Genomic DNA, 19,235 nt, shown 5'->3' on the forward strand with positions numbered 1-19,235 from the left:
AGAGATAGATGAGACCGTTCCGAATTCGCCTTGCCATCATTATGATGGTGCTGATCGGTGTATCCGTCATTGTGGCTGGATATACGATGGGCAAAGTGTTTAAGACTACGCATATAGCCGCATTGGAGCAAACCATGGTGCGCGAGATTAATTTGCTCAAAGCAACTTTTCCATTCCATGATGCAAGTGATCCAACCTCGGAAGCCACACGAAAGTATTATTCAGATCGGGCGTTGGAACTGGATCGTCTGACGGATTCCCGGGTAACCTTCATCAATAAAGACGGCACGGTCATTGGGGATTCCGAGAGTGATCCGGCATCCATGGATAATCACTTGGACCGTGAGGAGATTAAGGGTGCCGTTGGAGATGGGTACGGCCAATCCATACGCTACAGTGAGACATTGGGACAAGACATGCTGTATGTAGCACTACCTGTGAATTCGGATCAAAGTGACATGATTGAAATCCCTAGCGGCAAATTTGATGGCTACATTCGTCTATCCATGAGTCTACAGGCTGTGGATCAAGGGCTTCAGCGTGGTTGGATGATTATGTTTGCTGCACTTGGACTATTGTTCTTAATTGTCGCGTTTGTCAGTTATCGGGTTGCACGCGGATTAACCTCCCCGATTGAGCATATTACAAAAGTGGCCCATCGGATCACCAAGCTGGAATACGATGCCAGAGTTGATGTAACGCGTAGAGATGAGATCGGACAACTGGGGCTTGCCATAAACGGAATGGCAGACAGCTTGCAGTCACAGCTGAAGACGATTCGTGACAATGAAGCGTTGCTACAGAGTGTCCTCGCGAACATGACGGGAGGAATTGTCATGATCGACGCAGGGCAATCCATTGCACTGGTCAATCGGGAAGCGGAGCGTATGCTTGGTATTCAGGCAGGAAAGGTTACGAGTAAGCCTTATACTGAATTGAAAAGACACTACGAATTAACACGTACAATCGAAGAGAGTGTTGCACTGAAAGAACGGATGCATGAAGAAGTGAGTGTGTTCAACCCGGAGGAAAAACTGATCCGTATTGATGGAGTACCGATGTCTGAAGATGATGGCGGTTATCGGGGCATGTTGTTCCTGTTGCAGGACGTGACGGCGATTCGCCGATTGGAGTCCATGCGCAGTGAGTTTGTTGCAAATGTCTCTCATGAGCTCAAGACACCAGTCGCTGCGGTCAAAGGGTTTGCCGAAACGTTGCTCAGTGGCGGGGTACAGGATAAGGAGACAGAGCGATCATTCCTGAAAATCATCTATGATGAAGGAGATCGACTTAACCGATTAATCGGGGATATTCTGGAGTTATCCAAAATTGAATCGAAACGCGCACCGCTGCAATGCTCACCTGTTCATGTACACTCTTTCTTCGAAATGGTGCTGGGCACCTTGTCCAAGGTAGCGGAGAAAAAGCAAATTCGTCTGGAAATGCATGTTCCGGAGGAACTGTACATTGAAGCAGATGAGGACAAGATGAAGCAGATATTCATCAATCTGTTATCCAATGGTATCAACTATACCCCGGATGGTGGACGAGTGAAGTTACAGGTGACGATGGATAACGATGATGAAGTGGTCTTTGCGGTGTCAGATACAGGCATTGGCATACCGAAAAAAGATTTGCCGCGAATCTTCGAACGGTTCTATCGCGTTGATAAAGGCAGATCCCGTAATTCAGGAGGCACAGGCCTTGGGCTTTCCATCGTTAAACATCTGGTGGAACTGCATCATGGCAAATTGTCTGTAGAGAGTGAACTGGGCATGGGGACAACGTTCCGTGTGATCCTTCCATTCATTCAAGACGAAGAGATGTAGGCGTTTGGTATCAAAATGTAAAAAGTGTGTATTGTTTTACACCGCGTTAACAAATTAGTGCTATGATAGAAAAAGTGTTGTGGCAACAGACAACCTATGAAGAGAGAAGGGGTATCATGGCACAGCGTTTGCTAGTTATTGAAGATGAACCTACATTATCAAGATTACTCACGTATAACCTGACACAGGAAGGTTATGACGTTACGGCAGAGGATCACGGATCTGCAGGATATGATCGGGCCTTGTCCCAAGAATTTGATCTCATTTTGCTGGATTTGATGCTTCCGGGCATGAATGGTCTGGACATTCTGAGCAAGTTAAGAATACAGGGTGTTAGTACACCTGTTATCATTCTGACGGCCAAGAACGGTGAAGCCGAGGTTGTACAGGGACTGAAATCAGGTGCCGATGATTATATTACCAAACCGTTTGGTGTGTCTGAGCTATTAGCCCGAGTGGATGCGGTATTAAGACGTTATTCCAATGGTGAAGATTTACCACAGCTTGAGGACAAGGATGGCTCACGAATTATTCTGGGAGAGCTGGAGATTTATCCTCTGAAATATGAAGTGACATTGGGTGGACAATCCATCAGTCTGCGTCCAAAAGAGTTCGAAGTACTTCTATATTTGGCCAAAAAGCCGGGTGTGGTACTGACAAGGGATGATCTGATGAACGCTGTGTGGGGCTTCGATTATATCGGAGGTCAACGAACCGTGGATGTTCACGTCAGCTCATTACGTAAAAAGCTGGAGCTGGACCCGGAATCGGTTCACATTGATTCGATTCGTGGTGTAGGTTATAAATTGGTTGTCAAAAGAAAAACTCCCCATCATTCAAGTTAGCAATGATCGGGGAGTTTTATTTTACGTTCATTTAACATAAAGGAAGATTTTCCTTTACGTAGAGGGAGTAGCATGGACTTATCTGGGTGATACTTTATACCTACATAATCTATCTCAAGACGGAGCTAATACGTAAAGGAGATTGCGCATTTATGCCCATGTTGCTCGAAGTGAAACCTGACCAGCCTCATGTTGTTTTACATAATGAAGAAGTAACAACATCCGAAATGAAGCAGAGTGAAGAACCGGTTGTTGCTGAAGAACCTGTAATCCATTTGCATGACTATTATCGTCAGGTACCTGTCGCGGGGGTCCATACCACCTGTGGAGAAGCTGCGACGATGATGAATCAAGATCAGGAGCACCCATGTATTGTACTGTGTGATGAGCAGATGAAACCTACTGGATTGTTAATGCGAGAGACGTTATATCGGATGTTAAATGGCCGTTTTGCCGCAGATCTGTTCTACCGTAAGCCGGTCATACAAGTAGTGAATACATCTCCGGTTATAGCAGATGTTCATATGGAAGCCACCACAATTATTGATATCGCACTTGGACGGGATGAACAGCATTTCTATGATTGTCTGCTCGTAACGGAACAAGATCGACTGCTCGGTGTGCTGACGATACGTGATGTGATGTCCCTCTCCCGCAGACTGCAACAAGCTTCTTCGGCAGAACGGGTACGTACGGTTTCCGAGAGCAGGCAGGAGATATCCAGAATCAACGATGGGGTCACCAAGCTGGTGCATGCTGCTAATCAGACTGTTCATGAGGCCCGTGAGATCATGGCATTGTCCAAGCAGGGCGAAGAGAGTTTGAAGCACGTTGACGCTTCCTATAACCGGGTACATCAGCATATGGAGAGTCAAGGACAACATGCGGATCACATGCTGAATTCGATCAAAACAGGCTCAGGAATGGCACAATCCATTCGCTCCCTGGCAGATCAAAGTGGTCTCCTCGCCCTGAATGCTTCCATCGAAGCAGCTCATGCCGGTGAATATGGACGAGGTTTTCAGATTGTTGCAGGCGAGATTCGAGCGCTCGCGAAACAAACCCGTGAGGTTGCGGGGAACATGTCTTCATTGCTAGAGAATATTGGTGGATTGACCCTTCAGACTGTTGAACTGGTTAAGGCAAGCGGAGCGGAGATTGACGACAGTTCTGCGCATGTCACCGCAGGGGGAGCAACGTTCCGACAACTGAACAGTGCAGTGAGAGATCTGTCTCGTATAGCAGAGGAGATCGCCATGGAAGGCGGGAAAGCTGGAGAAGTCGCAGAGCACATTCGTACGAAGCTGGATGAGATGGTTGTGAATGGTGAGTAAGAAAAGGTAGTCAATAAGGCAGGCATCAGGAATCAGATTGATCCATTAAGCAGATCATGAAGGTTAAGGATGTCTTTTTTACATTCCGTTAACATGAAAGTGATACTGTTTTTACAATGAAAGGGTAGGATATTAAAGATGGCCGAGAAGCGATGAACGATTATCAGTATCGGTCTCAACGTAAAGGGAGTTTCCGTGTCCCTGCAGCGAAGGAGAAGTGAACATCCATGAAGGACCTCATTCACATTGAAAATCTTAATTTATATTATGATACGCATCACGCGCTTAAAAATATATCGATGGATCTGCCGGAAAAAACCGTTACTGCGTTCATCGGGCCGTCAGGTTGTGGTAAATCGACATTGCTTCGCACGTTAAACCGGATGAATGACATGATTCCGGGTGTTCGTGTGGAAGGACAGGTTATGCTGAATGGCTCTGACATTTACAGTAATGAGATTGAAGTGGAGACACTGCGCAAACGAGTTGGCATGGTGTTCCAACAACCGAACCCTTTTCCAAAATCCATATACGATAACGTGGCTTATGGACCGCGCTTGCACGGGGTAACCCAAAAGGCTGAACTGGATCAGTTGGTGGAACAAAGTCTTGTCCATGCTGCCCTATGGGATGAAGTGAAGGATGTATTGAAAAAGTCGGCACTTAGTTTGTCCGGCGGACAACAACAGCGTCTCTGTATTGCACGGGCGCTGGCTGTACAGCCTGACGTTCTGCTGATGGATGAAGCAACGTCTGCACTCGACCCGATCTCCACATTGAAGATTGAAGAACTGGTGAAGGAATTGCATCACAAGTACACGATCGTTATGGTTACCCACAATATGCACCAGGCGGCACGGGTATCTGGACGCACGGTATTTTTCTTGAATGGTGAAGTGGTGGAGGCAGCTGATACGGAGACGTTATTCTCCACACCGCAAGATTCCCGGACCGAGGATTATATATCTGGAAGGTTCGGTTAAGCGAGCTGAATTGGAATGATCCCGGCATACCCGGAGATGATGGATAAGGAGGACATGAAATCTATGATTCGCAGAAAAGAATTTGATCAGGAGCTTGAAGAGCTACGTACCTTGCTCAAACAAATGGGTGAACATGTAGGAGAAGCATTGGATGGTGCTATTGAGAGTTTACAAACGATGAACGCGGAGAAAGCTCAGGTCATCATCAAGAATGACGCGAATCTGAATGCCCTTGAAGACAAAATTATGGAACTTGGCTCCAAACTGATCATCACACAACAGCCGGTGGCGAAGGATCTCAGACGTATTATCGTGGCATTCAAAATTTCCAGTGATCTGGAGCGTATGGGAGATCTTGCGCTCGACGTGGCGAAGGTGACTCTCCGGATGGATGGACAGAAATTGATTAAACCGCTGGTGGATATCCCGCAAATGGCAGAAATCGTGAAATCCATGATTGATGAATCCATCGAATCTTTCCTGAAAGAAAACACAGACCTGGCCTATAAAATGGCTCAGACAGACGATCAGGTCGATCAACTGTACAGCCACATGATCAGTGACCTCTACACGTTAATGACAGACCATCCTAATCAGGCTTCACAGGCTATGCTGCTGATGATGGTTGGACGTTACATTGAACGTATTGGCGACCATGCAACCAACATTGGTGAGAGCACGGTGTACCTGGTGACAGGTAAACGTCCGGATCTGAATCAATAGAAGAGCATTGCTTTGGAATTGGGGAATCAGTACTGATTAAGTAATGCAATCATATGAATGGAAAAGGACTTTCTCTCAGATAGGCTGCGTACAGCTGTCTGCGGAGAAGGTTCTTTTTTTTGCAATTAAAAATGAAGTGAAAAGAGGCTATTCTTTTTGATGTGACAGGTGGGTATGGTATCATGAGAGTAGATGTAATTTGAAGAGGTTGACCATATAATACGCGAGGTGCTGGAATGGACAAGTTTATTCTCATAGATGGAAATAGCATTATTTACAGGGCGTTTTTTGCAATGCCGCCTCTGACCAACTCGAAAGGTCTGCATACCAATGCGGTATATGGCTTCACCACGATGCTGCTGAGACTGCTTGAAGAACATAAACCTACACATGTCATGGTTGCATTTGATGCAGGCAAAATCACGTTCCGCCACGAAGGGTACCAGGAATACAAGGGTGGACGGGAGAAAACACCACCAGAGTTGTCAGAGCAATTCCCTTTGCTCAAAGAACTGCTGAAAGGGCTTGGCATTGCTCAGTTTGAGCTCGCTGGATTCGAAGCGGATGACATCATCGGAACGTTAACCAAACGCGCAGATGAAGCGGGCAGACAGGTGCTTGTTGTATCGGGTGACAAAGATATGCTGCAGCTTGCTTCCGAACATGTACATATCGGGCTGACGCGTAAAGGGGTAACCGATATTGAGCTGTACGATCCTGCTCAGATTAAGGAGCGTTATGGTCTGACGCCGCTGCAAATCATTGATCTCAAGGGTCTGATGGGCGATGCGTCCGATAATATTCCGGGTATTCCCGGGGTTGGAGAGAAGACAGCGTTGAAACTGCTGCACCAGTTCGGATCGGTAGAAGATGTGCTGAACGGTACAGGTGAACTGAAGGGCAAGATGAAAGAGAAGATTGAGGCACACGCCGAAGATGCCTGGATGAGCAAACAACTGGCGACGATTCACCGGGAAGTTCCGCTGGAGCAGACGTGGGAGGATATGCAATTCGCTGGATTAAAAGAAGAACATGCTGGCCCTGCACTAGCTAAGCTGGAATTCAAATCTCTGCTTGAACGCCTGTCGTTCAGTGGCAGTATTGGTTCTGAACAGGAAGCGGTTCCTGCTGCCGAAGTTGAATCCTCCATTGCAACAGAGGAGAACATCAGTGAGCTGTTCAGTTCCCTCGATTCCATTGATGTCCTCCACGTGGAGACACATGGGGATAACCCGCACCAAGCGAAATTGATTGGACTAGCTCTAGGTTCCGCTGGAACATATACGTTCATATCTCCCGAATTGCTTCATTCCGAGGCAGCGGCTCCAGTGCGGGCATGGCTTGGTAATTCAGACCAGCCAAAGCGCGGTTATGATCTTCATCGTGTAGACCTGGCCCTGCATGCGCATGGGATAGAATTCGCTGGTGCGTCATTTGATGTACAACTGGCGGCGTATTTGCTTGATCCAACAGAATCCAACCAGACGATTAGTGGGCTCACGACCAAGTATGGTCTGCCGTCGCTTGTGGAGGATGACACGGTTATGGGCAAAGGGGCCAAGTACAAGGTGCCGGAAGTGGAAGTCTTGGGTGATTTCCTGTGTCGCAAAGCTGCTGCAGTAGCAGCCATTATTCCACTTCAGGAGCAGGTGTTGGACACGGATGAGATGAATTCGCTGTTCCATGAACTGGAGATGCCGTTGTCACGCATATTGGCGGACATGGAGAAACAGGGCATCAAGGCCAATACAGCCGATCTACAGGCTTTGGGCAGTGAGTTTGAAGAACAGATCAGCAGGTTGATGGCTGAGATCTACAAGCTGTCAGGAACGGAATTTAATCTGAATTCACCGAAGCAACTGGGTGAGATTTTATTTGATAGATTGGGCTTGCCCGTGGTGAAGAAAACAAAAACGGGCTACTCTACAGATGCGGAAGTATTGGAGAAATTGGCTCCTTATAATGATGTGGTCAAGCATATTCTGCAATATCGTCAGCTTGCCAAGCTGCAATCCACTTATGTGGAAGGGTTACTCAAAGAGATATCCAATCGGGATGGCAAGGTGCATACGTATTATCGTCAGACCATCGCCGCTACCGGACGACTTAGCAGTCAATTCCCGAACTTGCAGAACATTCCGATTCGGATGGAAGAAGGTCGCAAAATCCGGAAGGTATTTGTTCCTTCCGAACCCGGATGGTCCATTTTGGCGGCAGACTATTCCCAGATTGAACTGCGTGTACTGGCACACATTTCGGACGATGAGCGCTTGAAGGAAGCATTTGTCAATGATATGGATATTCATACAAAGACCGCTTCGGATGTATTCGGCGTGAAGCCTGAGGATGTGGATGGGGATATGCGTCGTTCCGCCAAGGCAGTTAACTTTGGTATCGTGTATGGCATAAGTGATTATGGCTTATCACAGAACCTGCATATTACACGTAAAGAGGCCGCACAGTTTATTGATCAGTATTTTGAAGTCTTCCAGGGTGTGCGTCGATATATGGATGACATTGTGAAGGAAGCTCGCCAGGATGGTTACGTCAAAACGCTGTTGGAACGTCGTCGCTACCTGCCAGAGATTAATGCCAGTAACTTCAATCTGCGTTCCTTCGCAGAGCGTACGGCGATGAATACACCGATTCAGGGAACAGCGGCAGATATCATCAAGCTGGCCATGGTACAGATGGATGAAGCGCTGCGGGAACGCAAGCTGAAGAGCCGTATGTTGCTTCAGGTGCACGATGAACTTGTATTTGAAGTGCCTGCGGATGAATTGGAACTGATGAAAGAGTTAGTGCCTTCAGTTATGGAAAAAGCATTGGAACTGTCGGTTCCGCTGAAAGCTGAAGTCAGCTTTGGTGATAACTGGTACGAAGCGAAATAATTCAAGCGCTACGCGGTTTTTCCGGTATTTTACAATAGGCCCTTCCATGTCCGAGATATAAGAAAAGGGTCCCGCTGAACGCCATCTTCCGTTATAATATAGGGGAGGTGAGAACATCATGCCGGAATTACCGGAAGTTGAAACAGTCAGAAGAACATTGAATCAACTTATTGTGGGCAAAACGATTGATCATGTTACCGTTAGCTTGCCGCGGATTATTCAGCGGCCGGACGACATAGATGCATTTGCAATGGAACTCGCGGGACATACCGTCATTGGGGTGGAGCGCCGAGGCAAGTTTTTGCGTATTTTGCTGGACGGGCTGGTGCTTGTCTCCCATCTGCGGATGGAAGGAAGGTACGGTGTGTACGAGCAGCATGAAGATGTGGAGAAACATACACATGTGATCTTCCATTTTAATGATGGTACGGAATTGCGTTATAAGGATGTGCGTCAGTTCGGTACGATGCATCTGTTTAATGCAGGTGAAGAACTGGTGTCCAAACCTTTGCTGAAGCTGGGACTGGAGCCGCTTGATCCAGCCTTTACGGTAACTGCATTCCGCGAGGCGGTTGGCAAGCGCACAACCAAAATCAAGGCTGTACTTTTAAATCAGGCATATGTGGTTGGTATCGGGAATATTTATGTGGACGAGGCTCTATTTCGCGCAGGTATCCATCCCGAGACCATCGCTAAGACACTGACCGAAGCTCAGTTAACGGTGCTCCATGAAGCGATTGTGGCTACGTTGCAAGATGCAGTGAATGCAGGTGGATCTTCCATCAAGTCCTATGTGAATGGACAGGGTGAGATGGGGATGTTCCAGCATCAACTGAAAATCTATGGACGCAAATCAGAACCTTGTACAACTTGTGGTACGTTAATTGAAAAAACGGTGGTTGGTGGCCGTGGCACGCATTTTTGTCCAAACTGTCAGCTGTTGTAACATGAACTGAATGAACGAAATGATGAAATCATAGCACCCTTGGATTCCTCCCTCCATATACTGATATGGCAGAAATAAGCGGGCGTATACCCATACTGGCATCTTCAGTTGGCACGAGTACCGCACAGAGGAGGAGTCCGGGGTGCTGCATCATTTTGTTTCATTGCTGGCGCTTGCTTTGGCGCTTAGTTTAGATGGTTTTGGAGTCGGGATTACATATGGGTTACGGAGGACTAAGATTCCCCTGTTATCTATCGCTGTTATTTCGATCTGTTCAGGATTGGTTATTGCCTTGTCGATGCAAGTAGGTGTGTTGTTGTCCCATGTGGTGTCACCGGATATCGCTTCGATCGTGGGAGCCGTTATATTGATAGGTATTGGTGCATGGTCACTGTTGCAACTAATTCGAAAGCAAGGCAAAGAACAGCTGGAAACAGACACTGGAATGGGTGAGGGAACAGAAGCAAAGGTAACTGGAGTGGGAGAAACACAAGAGAGACTGTCGGATTCAAAGGGCAGAAATCAGGTGCTCGCACTGGATCTGGAGCAGTCGGCTTCAAATGGATCACTGGAACGAATGGTATTTACACTGGAGCTGCGCAAGCTGGGCGTTGTCATTCAGATTCTTCGCAGTCCCTCCAAGGCGGATATGGATAACTCGGGGAGTATATCTGCCCAAGAAGCGATGTGGCTTGGTATTGCCCTGTCTCTGGATGCGTTTGGAGCAGGTTTGGGAGCGGCACTTCTGGGATTCCCTACACTATGGACAGCACTCATTATTGCACTGTTTAGTGGGGCGTTTCTGTCACTCGGCATGAAGGTTGGCCTACGATTCTCAGCTCTGCGCTGGATGCGAAGACTGTCTGTATTGCCAGCGCTATTGTTAATGATTATGGGAATAATGAAGTTGTTATGAGGTGAAACGATGAATATAGGCTTAACCGGCGGGATCGCGACAGGCAAAAGCAGTGTTTCCGCCTATCTCGCCAGTAAGGGAGCGTTGCTCATCGATGCAGACGTTATTGCCCGGGAAGTTATGATGCCCGGGCATCCCGTGTTGGCCGCCGCTGTTAAGCGGTTTGGACAAGCCATACTGAACGAAGATGGAACACTGGATCGGAAAAAGCTTGGAAGTATTGTTTTTGAACAACCCGAGGAACGAAAGGCACTGGAGGCTATCACACATCCGGCAATCCGAAGAGAGATGCGCGAACGGGCTGCTGCATACGAATTGCAATATCCGGATAAACTTGTGGTGTCTGATATTCCTTTGTTGTACGAATCGGGTCTTGAAGATGGTTTCGAGGAAGTCATGGTTGTCTATGTCCCGAGAGCGGTGCAACGAGATCGCTTGATGAGTCGGGATGGAATGACTGCAGCACAGGCCGAGGCTCGAATGGATGTACAGATGGATATTGAGCGCAAAAAACAGCTGGCAGACATTGTCATCGATAACAGTGGTTTATGGCCTGCGACGGAGCAGCAAATTGACTCATATCTACAGCGTAAGGGTTTGTTATGAAAATATTGCGTAAGAAACGTGTACTGCTGTTGATGTTTGTGTCCTTTGTACTGGTGTTATTTCTGAATACGAACTGGATGGCATGGTTCTATCCCATACATTATAAGGAAGAGATCCGTGCCCAATCTCAGAGCTATGAGGTTGATCCGTTTCTAATTGCTTCCATTATTAAGGTGGAGACCAATTTCAAGACAAGCAAGGAATCCAAACGAGGAGCTATCGGGCTCATGCAACTGATGCCGGATACGGCCAACTGGATACTGGAACAAGCCAAAATTCCCGACACTTCGCTGGAGGAATTAAAGCACGAGCCTGAACGAAATATTCAGTTAGGTACATGGTATCTGCGGAATCTGTCCGATCAATTCGATGGCAATGAAGCGGTCATGATCGCTGCCTATAATGCGGGTCCAGGCAAAGTGAACAGTTGGCTTAGAGATGGTGTATGGGATGGCTCGTTCGAAACGGTGAAAGATATTCCGTTTGGTGAGACGCGTCACTATGTACAAAGAGTCATTTACTATTATAATCAGTATGTAAAGATCTATAATACGTTCTAAGTATATAAGTAGAAGCACAGAGCAGGCCGGTTGTTCACCGGCCGCTCCATGCTCCTCTGTGTAGCGTATTACGATGCAGATATTATTGGTATTGACCTGCCAATTGCTGTTCTGCAATTGTTACCAGACGCTTCGTGATGTATCCACCGATCGAACCGTTCTCGTAAGAAGTCATGTTACCTTGGTATCCGTCTTGTGGGATGCTGATTCCGAGTTCTTGAGCAACTTCATATTTCATTTGCTCGAGTGCTGCGGAAGCTTTAGTTACCACCAGGTTGTTGGAGTTACCGTTGCTTTGTGCCATTGCTGTTCACCTCCTCGTGAGTTGGTAAAAGTATTATGTCTCGGCAATGCATTTTTCATTACAAAATCAAGACAGGGAATATGTGGTAAAAGTAAAACGTGGGAAGTGATCTGATTTGAAGTGTCCTTATTGCGGTTATATGGGTACCAAAGTGCTTGATTCGCGTCCGGCCAACGAAGCGAAATCCATTCGCCGTCGGCGGGAGTGTGAGCAGTGTGCCCGAAGATTCACAACGTTTGAGATGATTGAAGAGACTCCACTGATTGTCATTAAGAAAGATGGCAGCCGGGAAGAGTTTAGCCGGGACAAAATTCTCCGCGGGCTTATTCGTGCCTGTGAGAAACGTCCAGTCTCCGTTGAGACGCTGGAGATGATGGTATCTGAAGTGGAGAAATCGCTGCGTAATACAGCTGATGCTGAAGTGGAGAGTCGCCAGATTGGTGAGCTGTTAATGGAGCAGCTGTTTCCAGTCGATGAAGTGGCTTATGTACGCTTTGCCTCGGTATATCGCCAGTTCAAAGATATCAATATGTTCATGAAAGAACTGAAATCCCTGTTGTCCAAAGACGATCTGGAGGATTAGTGAAGTGGGAAAAGGGAGAAGAGCAGTCTGGAGTTCCAGTCCGTGTGTACCAGAGAAATCGGTTGTTCTTCTCCAAGCACTTTGGTGCAATGTAGATCCAAGAAGAGTCCAACTCAACCTAAGATAAAGCCAAGAAAAATAAGTAAACCTCTGAATGAGCTGGATATCAGATGCAATAAATTGATTGCCGAATCCGTTGATCGAACCACATCTCTTGAACGTGTAATCCAAATTAAGAAAGAGCTGACGGAATTGCGAAGATTGAAGAGAGGGAAGAAGTTAAAGGAGCGTCATATTTGACTCATCTTGGAGGACGAAATTTCGTCTCCCTTGTTTAATCGAAGGTTACATAACTCCAATTTATTACATGTATTGTAATGTTCAACAAAGAGGAGAATTTAAAAATGAAAACAAGTACACCAGAAGAAGTAGGAAAAGGATTGAAAGATTTGGCTACACGAATTAGAGAAACGAAGAAGGAATATAACGTAGATATTGATGAGGTAGATAAGAGAGTGGCAATTATATTTGGAAATAGGAATCATTACATATTTAAGTAAACAAAAAGACCCTAAGTAGAGGGTCTTTATTTTATGGAGCGTAGGGGGGTCGAACCCCTGACCTCTTCGCTGCCAGCGAAGCGTTCTCCCACTGAACTAACGCCCCATGTTGGGCACAAGAAATAATATATCATCTAAATTAGGGACAGTCAATAATTGTTTACTCAAGGTCAATAATAATATATAGTTATGGTAGTATATAAGAGCGATCGGAGGGATAAATATATGGCAGGGAAACTACGTGTGGCTACATTTTATCGAGTTTCAACCAAGGGGCAACTAGACGGTAACGATATTCCAATGCAGAGAAGATCATGTACAGACTTCATTGACAACAAAGGTTGGACATTGGTAAAAGAATACGTAGAAAAGGGTGTATCAGGCTATAAGACTTCTAATGATAACCGCGATGAAATACAGAGAGCTAAATATGATGCCGAAAATGGCAACTACGACATCTTGCTGTGTTTTATGTTTGATCGGCTCGGAAGAAGAACGTATGAAACTCCTATGCTTATCAAATGGTTCACTACTCAAGGTGTAGAAGTATGGTCAGTTAAAGAGGGTCAACAAGAATTTAAAGATGAGAGCCATGATATAACAAATTTCCTTAGATTCTGGCAATCTAATAATGAATCTCGAAAAACATCAATTCGTGTTGATGAAAAACATGTGCAAATGGCAGAGGACGGCGTATTTAGAGGGGGTACGGCTCCTTTTGGCTACAAATTAGTTAAATCTGGATCTATCAATAAAAAGGGTAAAGAGTTAATGAAGTTGGAGATAGATGAAGTTCAGGCACTAGTAATTAAGCAAATATTCAATCTAGTTAAAGACCAAGGATATGGGAGCAATAGGATTTCTCAATATTTAAATGAAAGAGGCATTAAAACTTCTACAGGTTCAAATTGGAATACTGGAGCAATAAACTTTATTTTAAAGAATCCAACATACAAAGGTTATCCTGCTTACGGAAAGAGAAAATCCAAAGAAGGTGTTTTTGTTACTAAAGATAAAAGTGAATGGACAATGCCAGAGCAGTGTCAGACTCATCTGGTAATTATCCCAGAAGACGATTTTGATTACGTCCAAGCTTTTAGGAGTTCTCGATCGGTAGAAAACATAAAAAACCATACCTATTCAAGAGTAAATAGTACTAAGAGTCCATTATTATTTGTTGGAATGATTCGCTGCGGTAACTGTGGATCACCACTTACTACTACATATAATAGTAAGAAGTACGCATTGGCAAATGGAGAGATTCAAAAGTGGAAGAGAGCAGTGTATAGATGTAGCGGTAAAGCACTCAAAAAGGTTGAATGCGCTGGTCAAACAATGTATGCCCAAAATAAAATCGAGGATACAGTTTTAGAAGAGGTAGATAACTATCTTTCTTATTTAAAGAAAATGGATTATCAAGAGTATGCTAAAGACTACAATCAGGAAGAATTTGATTATATTAAACAAGCCGTAGATAAGAAAAATAAAGAACTTGAATCGTGCTATGAAGAAATAAATGCTCTGAAGTCTGAAATATCAAAAAGTATAATGGGTAAAAGTACATTTAAACCCGAAATGCTTAATGACTTAATAGAGCAAAAACAAAACGAACTAGCAATTACAGACTCAGAGGTAAGAAAGCTGGAGGTTGATTTACAGACAAAAAAATCAGAGCTAAATGACATAAAGGAACTATCTGATAGTATTAGTGTCTGGATAGAGAAATTCAAGGACGCAACTGATGAGAAAAAGAAGACTATGCTCAGAAGTATAATCGATGTTGTAACTGTGATGCGTGATGGTATTGATATCAAGTTTAGACTAGATATCGCGCAGTTTTTATCAAATGCTGGAAATGGTAGTGTTTCTGAACTACGTGGGAGATCGCATCGTTGGCAGCGATGAGATCAGGGTTCGATCCCCCTAGGCTCCATTCAAAGAGAAACGTCATCACATAATGTGATGACGTTTTTTTGTATGGATTGCCTTGGAGGTCAGGCTCCGGTGACAATAACAGAAATGCTAACGTGTCGTTGCCTGAAGACTCCATAAACCATCGAATCTGATATCGGGGATCGATCATCTCTTGCATAGCCCGAATGGTACTACTCCGATCAGTCCGATCATTAGCCCTTAACTTCTAATGGAAAGAACATGGTGCTAGATCAATCCATGTCACGTAGAGGAAACTGTTGGGATAACGCTCCACAAGAATCATTCTTAGGTCAATAGAACTTAAACAAGCTGCCGCCTGCACGATACAGACAGCAGCTTGAAGTCGCCTAACTTTTTTAAAATTGTCCTTTACAAGGGGTACACTTTAGGCTGGATACTGTCCAGCCGGAAGGGGTTTCATTTTTCTGTATACGCTTTCACTTAGCCAGATATTCGGTGAACCTTACAAAGATCGTAGCTACTTCGGCGCGGGTGGCGGTGGCTTTGGGAGCAAAAAAGTTGTCCGGCTTGCCTAGCACAATGCCGATGTCCCGCAGTGCCTGAACGGCCTCCAACGCCCAGGAGCTGATCTCACTCTCGTCCGTGAAGGACTTAGCGTGGCTTTCAGGTATCTCATAGCCTTTGTACTTCATGTAGTTGTACAGTATGACCAGCATTTGCTCGCGTGTCATCGGTGAATTGGGGTCAAAAAGGTCTGCGTTTGTACCGTTGACTATGCCTTTTTCGGCCGCCCACTCGGCTGCCGCCGTGTACCACTGTCCGTCCGTCACGTCGCGAAAGCGGGAACTCGGGTAGCTGGAGAGGTTTACGTTCTCAAGATTGGCCAGTACCTGCACGAACATGGCACGCGTCATTGCGGTGCCCGGTGAGAACGTTGTGGACGTCGTGCCGTTGAAAAGATCGTATGTGTAGGTGAAATTTATATCGTTGTAGAACCATTCGTCCATGTTGGCATCCCTGAAAGGGTTGCCCGATATGACGAGGAAGCCTAGTGGGGTGGCGTCATCAAACGCCAGCTCCGTACCCTCACGGATGTTCAGCGACATGCCGTTGTCTAAGTCAACTCTTGCGCCGCTCGGTCCTACCACAACCGCTCCGCCGCTCCGTATCTTCGATCCGCCGTGGAAATACACCTGGTTGCCGTTTGGCAGGTTCATATGCGCGTCTTTGCCGCCTACTGTGACCGTACCGTCGCTCGCGATCGTCGAGCCGCCCGAAATGGTCACTGTGCTGTTGCCGCCGGGTAGTGTCACTTCGGCAATCTTGTCTGCCGGTATGGTTACCTTACCGTTTGAGTCTATCGTTGTGCCTTCGGGTACCTTAATCTTGGTCCCGCCTTTGGTCGCAATCTCGCCACCACCGGGGAGGGTGGTGTTGCCGTTTTTGTCTGTGACCGCGGGTTTATCCTTCGGTGTATTCACTGTGTAGGTCGACTTCAACGTTCCAGCGTCTTTCCCGGTGCCCGTATTGTCAGTGTTGCCCGTATTACCGATGTTGCCGGTATTTCCAGTGTTTCCGGTGTTGCCCGTATTGCCGCCAGAATCAGGCACAGTGGGAGTCGTCGTCTTCATCGGCGTTGCCGTCGCCCTGATCTCCGCGCCGTCGCCCTTCGCGTTCACCGCGATGATGGTGAAGTTGTATCCTTGCCCGTTTGTCAGGTTCTTGAAGGTATATTTGGTCTCCGCCGCATCCAGTGTGACCGGCGTCACGTTGCCATACCATACTTTGTAGCCCAAGATCGCACTGCCACCGTCGTCAGCAGGAGCAGTCCAGCTCAATGTGACCTGTCCGTCACCCGCTGTCGCCTTGAAGCTGCTCGGAGCACCGGGCACGACCGGTTTTCTCTGCGCGAACATCCAATCAAAGACGTCTGTGTAGTCATTGTTCCAAGCCGGCAAGTTAGAGGACTGCGCCGTGGGAGCTATACTCCAATTCCCCATAGTTATCTGGTTGTAAAGAACCGCCGCTTCCACTTCATGCGCTATATAATCAGCCAGAACAGGTGTGTTGGCAGGATTCGGCCTCAGATTTGGCTGATCAAATTGATTGTAGGGCCACGTAAGTGCCTCATTACTCTCAAAGCGCGAAGCCCTCGCGTTGATCATTTTCGGCATATTGTTATTGATGAAGTTATTGAGGTTAGTCTGGTAGCCTCCAGCATTATGAGCATTTAAAAACATCCAATAGGCCAGGTTATTGTGAGCGTCATTGTCCTTAGCGTTTGGTGAACCGCTTACAGGGGCCATAGGTGCGGCGGCAGCGAAGAAGCCAGGGTAGCTGTTAACTAAGTTGTTTGTATACTGGCCGCCCCAGGAGAAGCCTGCTGCGTAAACACGGTTAGGGTCTACTTCGCCGCTGGCAATCAGGGCATCTATGACCTTCTTAACATTCTCTGTGGAGGGAACAGATACGCCATTATAGGAAAGATTCAGTACATGGCTGGCGTATTTATCGGGATTTTGCTCCATCTTTTTCATTAAAGCGACGGAGCCGTTGGCGGATTTCATGGCCGCTTTTTGGTCTGTCACAGCGTTTGTGCCGCCGCGTGACATGCCGTGGGTATATACATACAGCGGCAATCCTTTCATCACGTTACCGTCTTCATCCTTGTGAAGGTAGAGCGAACGATTGACCGAATTGTCCGTGAATGTTGTAAATTTATCAAGGATTGGATTCACCACTTTTTCCTGTTCAAAAACCACATTGTGAAGCGAATTCCCTTCTGTCAGTACGATTTCGCCCTTTTGAACAAGGGTGTAGACCTGCCTAGTCGAGTTACTGCTGCCATCCAGCGTTGTACTGCCGCCGCTCTCTGAATAAAACTCAGACTCAACAACGATGTAACGACCGCTCGCCAGTCCGTCCTGATAATCTGGTGAATGGCTAATCGGCCCCACATAGCCGCGTACCTTCGGTTCATCATTAGCATACACCCTTGTGATCTTGCGTGGTCCTTCAAAAGTCACCGCTTCGCCGTTCAGGGTCGTGTTCCTAGCCGATAAGGCAAACAAGTCTGGACTAAGCTCGGAGCCTAACGCCGCCTTCCCCTCGCCTAAATCAATGATAACAGCCGTTGTGTACTCGCCACTGGCGAAGTTGTCATTCCATACGATAAAGGGAAGTATCCCCGCGTCCGGATCGTTTTTGAAAGTCACATGAATGGCATGATCAGCCTCAATATTCGTAAAGGTATAAGTGCCAGCAGATAGAGTCACGGTCTCGCCGTCTACCGTTACGGTATCCACAATTTTGCCGTAATCGGGGGCAAACGTAATTTCTTTGTTAGAGCCCCGATCTACTCTCAGAACATCCCCGGGTGGGTTCGACATGATTGAGCCGCCCGGTCCCGCAGTGGCGGTAATTGATAATCTGGTGTCTAATTCATTGGCTGGGATGAGCTGCAGGCTGTCTGTAAATGAATCAGAGCTGGTGTAAGCTGCATCTGGAACTCCAAAAGAGGAAACGACTTCGTAGCGGTCAGCTCCCTTTTCCGTCGAGTTATTGATGTAAACCTCAAAGGTAAGTTTTCCCTCCTCAAAGGTCAAATTTCTTTTTGGTATTCTCATTTCCACAATATATCCGGTTTCCGTGATCTGGGTCCATGCAGCCCTGCCTGGAGCGGCCTGCCCTGAAAACACACCCGTCGAGCTGACCCGCCATTGGTTAGAGCCGCTGGTTCCGGTACCAACATAAAACTCCAGGCTGTCATACCGGTGATCTGCGCCAGCTCCCTGATATAGATTACTGTCATTCACAACTACGCGGGCATACAGGTAGTCATGATCCCAAAGGATTCTGGCTGTACCCATGGCATGGGGTCTGGGGTCGGTGGGTACCGTGCTTTTGTTGATGTGATGCTCCATGGTTTGGCCCCAAAGTGAGTCGTTTGCCCCGAGTTCGGGAGTTCCAAAAATGGCGGTGGGTGTTTCATTCGCTTCTGCGTTCTCGATGTTGTCAGTGGCGGCAGCATAGCTGGTAGGCATTAGCGACGCTACCATGACCAAGCAACAGAGGAATGCGAGCATTCTGCTAAATCGTTTTGGCATAAATGAAAATCCTCCTTATTTTTTCGATCCGGTTCGCCCACGACTTACCGGCATCTTATTCGGACACGTTGTCAATATGACAAGCGTCCAACTATATATATTAAGTTTATCAGGAGTTAAATCCTTTAATTTACACATAAACCATACGTATAC

15 protein-coding genes and 1 tRNA gene are annotated in these 19,235 nt (G+C 46.6%); 13 read left to right on the plus strand and 3 right to left on the minus strand.

Going from position 1 to position 19,235, the window contains the following annotated elements; translation table 11 throughout:
- The first annotated feature begins 8 nt into the window (after positions 1-8).
- The 10 genes from MKY92_RS09540 to MKY92_RS09585 all read left to right on the plus strand — a co-directional run bounded on the left by MKY92_RS09540 (position 9) and on the right by MKY92_RS09585 (position 11,633).
- Entirely contained in the window at positions 9-1,829 is a 1,821-nt protein-coding gene (locus tag MKY92_RS09540) for an ATP-binding protein (protein ID WP_339300385.1), read from the plus strand.
- A 116-nt stretch (positions 1,830-1,945) separates the two neighbouring features.
- Positions 1,946-2,674 carry a response regulator transcription factor gene (locus tag MKY92_RS09545; RefSeq protein ID WP_036609823.1) on the plus strand — a complete coding sequence of 243 codons (729 nt, stop codon included), beginning with the start codon at positions 1,946-1,948 and terminating at the stop codon, positions 2,672-2,674.
- A gap of 152 nt (positions 2,675-2,826) precedes the next feature.
- Positions 2,827-4,008 (plus strand): methyl-accepting chemotaxis protein, encoded by a 1,182-nt coding sequence (locus MKY92_RS09550; protein WP_339300387.1) that lies wholly within the window; start codon positions 2,827-2,829, stop codon positions 4,006-4,008.
- A gap of 227 nt (positions 4,009-4,235) precedes the next feature.
- The gene (pstB, locus tag MKY92_RS09555; protein WP_036609821.1) at positions 4,236-4,991 is read left to right on the plus strand and encodes a phosphate ABC transporter ATP-binding protein PstB; all 756 of its coding nucleotides are present in this window, start codon (positions 4,236-4,238) and stop codon (positions 4,989-4,991) included.
- A 63-nt stretch (positions 4,992-5,054) separates the two neighbouring features.
- A complete protein-coding gene (phoU, locus tag MKY92_RS09560) occupies positions 5,055-5,714 on the plus strand; it encodes a phosphate signaling complex protein PhoU (RefSeq protein ID WP_339300388.1) in 660 nt (219 codons plus the stop codon).
- Between the two features lie 236 nt (positions 5,715-5,950).
- Entirely contained in the window at positions 5,951-8,605 is a 2,655-nt protein-coding gene (polA, locus tag MKY92_RS09565) for a DNA polymerase I (protein ID WP_339300390.1), read from the plus strand.
- Positions 8,606-8,723: 118 nt separating this feature from the next.
- A complete protein-coding gene (gene mutM / locus MKY92_RS09570) occupies positions 8,724-9,551 on the plus strand; it encodes a DNA-formamidopyrimidine glycosylase (protein WP_036669994.1) in 828 nt (275 codons plus the stop codon).
- A 100-nt stretch (positions 9,552-9,651) separates the two neighbouring features.
- Complete coding sequence (locus MKY92_RS09575; RefSeq protein WP_339301747.1) at positions 9,652-10,467, plus strand: MntP/YtaF family protein; 816 nt, start codon at positions 9,652-9,654, stop codon at positions 10,465-10,467.
- 9 nt (positions 10,468-10,476) lie between these two features.
- Positions 10,477-11,073: a dephospho-CoA kinase gene (gene coaE, locus MKY92_RS09580; RefSeq protein ID WP_339300392.1), complete on the plus strand. Its 597-nt coding sequence runs from the start codon at positions 10,477-10,479 to the stop codon at positions 11,071-11,073.
- Positions 11,070-11,633 (plus strand): lytic transglycosylase domain-containing protein, encoded by a 564-nt coding sequence (locus tag MKY92_RS09585; RefSeq protein WP_339300394.1) that lies wholly within the window; start codon positions 11,070-11,072, stop codon positions 11,631-11,633. The genes coaE and MKY92_RS09585 overlap by 4 nt, the downstream gene beginning before the upstream one ends.
- An 82-nt stretch (positions 11,634-11,715) precedes the next feature.
- Here the strand turns inward: MKY92_RS09585 and MKY92_RS09590 are convergent, their stop codons facing one another.
- Positions 11,716-11,937, minus strand: a complete 222-nt coding sequence (locus tag MKY92_RS09590) for an alpha/beta-type small acid-soluble spore protein (protein WP_017689472.1) — start codon at positions 11,935-11,937, stop codon at positions 11,716-11,718.
- Positions 11,938-12,052: 115 nt separating this feature from the next.
- On the opposite strand from MKY92_RS09590, the gene nrdR reads away from it, so the two are divergent.
- On the plus strand, positions 12,053-12,520 hold the full coding sequence (gene nrdR / locus MKY92_RS09595) for a transcriptional regulator NrdR (protein ID WP_036609807.1): 468 nt from the start codon (positions 12,053-12,055) through the stop codon (positions 12,518-12,520).
- 404 nt (positions 12,521-12,924) lie between these two features.
- Positions 12,925-13,080, plus strand: a complete 156-nt coding sequence (locus tag MKY92_RS09600) for a hypothetical protein (protein WP_339300395.1) — start codon at positions 12,925-12,927, stop codon at positions 13,078-13,080.
- Positions 13,081-13,114: 34 nt separating this feature from the next.
- Here MKY92_RS09600 and MKY92_RS09605 read toward each other — a convergent pair.
- A tRNA-Ala gene (locus tag MKY92_RS09605) sits at positions 13,115-13,186 on the minus strand.
- 119 nt (positions 13,187-13,305) lie between these two features.
- On the opposite strand from MKY92_RS09605, the gene MKY92_RS09610 reads away from it, so the two are divergent.
- Positions 13,306-14,985 carry a recombinase family protein gene (locus MKY92_RS09610; RefSeq protein WP_339300397.1) on the plus strand — a complete coding sequence of 560 codons (1,680 nt, stop codon included), beginning with the start codon at positions 13,306-13,308 and terminating at the stop codon, positions 14,983-14,985.
- A 467-nt stretch (positions 14,986-15,452) separates the two neighbouring features.
- On the opposite strand, the gene MKY92_RS09615 is transcribed toward MKY92_RS09610, so the two are convergent.
- A complete protein-coding gene (locus tag MKY92_RS09615) occupies positions 15,453-19,082 on the minus strand; it encodes an S-layer homology domain-containing protein (protein WP_339300399.1) in 3,630 nt (1,209 codons plus the stop codon).
- Positions 19,083-19,235 lie beyond the last annotated feature (153 nt).

It is taken from the genome of Paenibacillus sp. FSL R5-0623, assembly GCF_037974265.1.
Classification (GTDB): Bacteria; Bacillota; Bacilli; order Paenibacillales; family Paenibacillaceae; genus Paenibacillus.